The sequence below is a fragment of the Acinetobacter johnsonii genome, from assembly GCF_048551975.1.
Taxonomy (GTDB): Bacteria; Pseudomonadota; Gammaproteobacteria; order Pseudomonadales; family Moraxellaceae; genus Acinetobacter; species Acinetobacter johnsonii_A.
The window spans coordinates 1-502 of record NZ_JBIMCF010000083.1 but is presented as its reverse complement, the minus strand read 5'-3'; the positions used below and the strand labels follow the sequence as shown (position 1 = coordinate 502).

Genomic DNA, 502 nt, shown 5'->3' with positions numbered 1-502 from the left:
CGCAAGTTGTACATCTGCTAAACCTTGCCAATCTGCTTTTAAATATTCAATCACCTCTGTTTTGTATAAGCCATTCACCGTTTCAGCCAAAGCATTATCGTATGAATCACCAGTTGTACCGACTGATGCTCGTAAATTTGCAGCTTCTAAACGATTGGTATAGCGAATAGAAAGATATTGCACACCTCTGTCGGAATGATGAATCACATTCTTTGGCATGCCTCGATCGTGCAATGCTTGCTCCAATGCATCGAGCACCATATCTGTATTCATCCGTGTAGATACTTTCCATCCAACAATTGCTCGTGAGAACACATCAATAACAAATGCGGTATATACCCAGCCTGAATGAGTTTCAATATAGGTAAAGTCACCCACCTGAGAAGCATTGCTTCGCAAGGGTCAGGATGATCAGCATTAAAATTACGTTTCACTAAATCATCTGCCCGTTTTTGGTCATCTCGGTTACGGGTGGTTTGTTTATTCTTACCACGCCAAACAC

The 502-nt window shown here is 41.6% G+C and carries 1 pseudogene; it reads right to left on the bottom strand.

The window, feature by feature from the left end:
* Positions 1 to 502, bottom strand: a pseudogene (locus tag ACG9ZB_RS16725) (IS3 family transposase); the annotation flags it as partial.